Origin of the sequence: Roseovarius dicentrarchi, from assembly GCF_003316635.1 — a bacterium.
In the GTDB taxonomy this organism is placed as follows: domain Bacteria; phylum Pseudomonadota; class Alphaproteobacteria; order Rhodobacterales; family Rhodobacteraceae; genus Roseovarius; species Roseovarius dicentrarchi.
Genome location: NZ_QNQP01000055.1, coordinates 1 through 3,157 on the forward strand (window position 1 = coordinate 1; position 3,157 = coordinate 3,157).

2 protein-coding genes are annotated in these 3,157 nt (G+C 55.7%); both read right to left on the reverse strand.

Annotation, left to right across the window (positions count from 1 at the left end; genetic code table 11):
* Window positions 1-204 precede the first annotated feature (204 nt).
* Window positions 205-837 (reverse strand): tyrosine-type recombinase/integrase, encoded by a 633-nt coding sequence (locus tag DQ230_RS16680; protein WP_113913682.1) that lies wholly within the window; start codon window positions 835-837, stop codon window positions 205-207.
* A 490-nt stretch (window positions 838-1,327) separates the two neighbouring features.
* Window positions 1,328-2,851 carry an aldehyde dehydrogenase gene (adh, locus tag DQ230_RS16685; RefSeq protein WP_113913683.1) on the reverse strand — a complete coding sequence of 508 codons (1,524 nt, stop codon included), beginning with the start codon at window positions 2,849-2,851 and terminating at the stop codon, window positions 1,328-1,330.
* Between the last annotated feature and the right edge of the window lie 306 nt (window positions 2,852-3,157).

A 3,157-nucleotide genomic window follows, 5' to 3' on the forward strand; every position in this document is an offset into this window, starting at 1 on the left:
GCTGACGTCATCGCCCGCATCTCCGACATGCCGGTCTCACGCCTGCACGAGTTGCTGCCGTGGGAATGGAACGCAGCAACGCACCAAGTCAAGGCTGCCTGACCGCGGCCCTCGGCGGATGTTTACGACAGATCTCACCGCAGAAATTCAGATCACTCACGAACGACAGGTTTGGGCCGGCCGCGACGGACCGGCCCCAGGCGCTCAAATCTCTACCGACTCTGCAATCGCGAGCGCATCCTCCAGTTCGACGCCGAGGTAACGCACGGTGCTGTCCATCTTCGTATGGCCAAGCAATAGCTGCACTGCTCTAAGATTGCCGGTCTTCCGATAAATCTGCGCAACCTTAGTGCGGCGCATGGAATGGGTGCCGTAGGCGCTTGGCTCGAGACCGATGGAGGTCACCCAGTCCCGGACGAGGCGAGCATACTGCCGTGTTGAGATATGCCGCCGTTCGTGGAACCGTCCCGGCCAGAGATGCTCCGACCCGACCATGAGCGGGGCATCCAGCCAGGCTGCGATTGCTTTCCGGGTACCTTCGGTGACCTCGAAGCTGACAGGCCTTCTTGTCTTGCTCTGAACGATCGTAGCGCGGTGCTTGACCTGACCCGCTGCATAGAGGTCGGCGACCTTGAGCCGCACCAGGTCGCAGCCACGCAATTTGCTGTCGATGGCAAGGTTGAAGAGCGCCAGTTCTCTGGTGCGATGCGCGATTTCGAGTCGGACCCGGATCGCCCAGACATGCTTCGGTTGCAGCGGACGTTTTTGACCGACGATGCGCCCTTTGTTCCAAGCGGGGCGGCAAGCACGGATTGCTGGTAGGTTGGCGGTAGACATGGCGGTTCCTCCACTCCACCGGTCCCACCGCGTCTTCGGCGCTCCGCCGACGACGCATTATACCACCGATCCGCAGCGAAGGTCGGCTTGGAGCCCTCTTTACCGATTTTCTGCATTTTCGCGAATGTCCGCAATCGGAAAACTGAAAGTAGCAGTTGCAATTTCCGACTTCGAGTAAACCTAGGTTAAAGGTTATGAAATCTGCTGAATGAACCGAACACCTGAGGAGCGGCTTCAATCTTGATAAGGGAAACAAGGAAATCGTACCCCGAAATTCCAGCCCAAAGCGGAGCAGTAGTCTAAATTCTGAGAGCGTTTCTCGATCGGTAGGTAGAGCGGTCAATTAGGCTAACGGAAATACCTTGAATGACTGACACGCTGCCAGAGCAAGGTTTCAAATTGGAATTTATGGAATAGCTACAAAGCTTGAACTGACGAGGTCTGCGATGCGGCCTTTGCATGTATTTGCAAAGGCCGCCTTTCGAAGTATTTAGAAGAAGCCCAACTTATTGGGGCTATAGCTTACCAACAAGTTCTTCGTCTGCTGATAGTGGTCCAGCATCATTTTGTGGTTTTCACGGCCAATGCCCGATTGCTTATAGCCGCCAAACGCAGCGTGCGCTGGATAGGCATGATAGTTGTTCACCCACACGCGGCCTGCCTCGATGGCACGCCCAAAGCGGTAGCAGGTGTTCATGTCACGCGACCAAACTCCAGCGCCGAGGCCATACATCGTGTCGTTCGCAATTTCCAATGCTTCGGATTCATCCTTGAACGTGGTGACAGAGACGACGGGGCCAAAGATTTCCTCTTGGAAAACCCGCATCTTGTTATGCCCCTTGAGGATCGTCGGTTGGATGTAGTTCCCGCCAGCTAATTCCCCGTTAAACCGTGCAGCACCGCCGCCAGCCAGCACCACTGCGCCTTCTTCGCGACCGATCGTGAAATAGCCCATGATCTTGTCGTGTTGGGCCTTGCTGACTTGTGCGCCGACCATCGTTTCGGGGTCGCGTGGATCGCCGTGCTTGATCGCCGCGACACGTTTGATGCAGCGCGCGATAAACTCTTCGTAGATATCCTCTTGGATCAGCGCACGTGACGGGCAGGTGCAGACTTCGCCTTGGTTGAAGGCGAACAGAACGAAGCCTTCGACGGCCTTGTCCAAGAACGCATCGTCCTTTGCCATCACGTCAGAAAAGAAGATGTTTGGCGACTTTCCACCCAATTCGAGCGTGACGGGGATCAGGTTCTTTGTCGCCGCTTCCATGATCTTACGGCCCGTGACGGTGGAACCGGTGAACGCGATTTTTGCAATGCGCGAGGAGCTGGCAAGGGCTGCGCCGACTTCTCCACCAAAGCCGTTGACGATGTTCAAGGTGCCAGCTGGCAGCAAGTCGTTGATCAGTTCTGCAAAAACCATGATCGCGGCAGGTGTTTGTTCGGCTGGTTTCATCACGACGCAATTGCCCGCAGCCAAAGCAGGTGCCAGCTTCCATGCCGCCATCAGAAGCGAAAAGTTCCAAGGGATGATCTGGCCGACAACGCCCAAGGGCTCGTGGTAGTGATAGGCGACGGTGTCGTTGTCGATCTCGCTCATGTTGCCTTCTTGCGCGCGCAAAACACCTGCAAAATAGCGGAAGTGGTCGGCGCAAAGTGGCACGTCTGCGTTCATCGTTTCGCGGATCGGCTTGCCGTTGTCCCATGTTTCGGCAGTGGCCAAGAGTTCTAGGTTCTCTTCGATCCGGTCCGCAATTTTAAGCAAGATATTCGCGCGATGCGTGGCAGATGTTTTGCCCCAAGCGTCTTTGGCAGCGTGGGCTGCATCAAGTGCGAGCTCAATATCCGCCGCGTCAGAGCGGGCGCATTCGTTGATCAAGCCACCGGTAATGGGCGTCACGTTTTCGAAGTATTTGCCATTGACGGGTGGCACAAACGCGCCGCCGATATAGTTGTCGTAGCGCAGCTTAAACGGCGACACATATGTGCCTGCCTCGGTGTGGGTCATATCGTTCATTTGAAATCCTCCATTGTTATCCGGCTTCTCCTCCCGGATTACAAAGAGTGTGACTTGCGTCGTGCGCCACGTCTTGTGGCAGGAAGGTGTCGCGGGATTAAAGGTGTCTCACCAATGAGACAGTTTCCCCTAACTATCTTCAAGTCCAAGCCGCTTCATCCGCCGATAAAGCGTCGCACGTGCGGATTTCAAAAATACCGGACAGCGATTACGCTAATTCCCGGACAGCCGTTTCAGTAATTCCCGGACAGCTCGGGCACGGCTGATCATCTGCCTGCGATCATGTTTCGGTTCGGATAGTTTCGG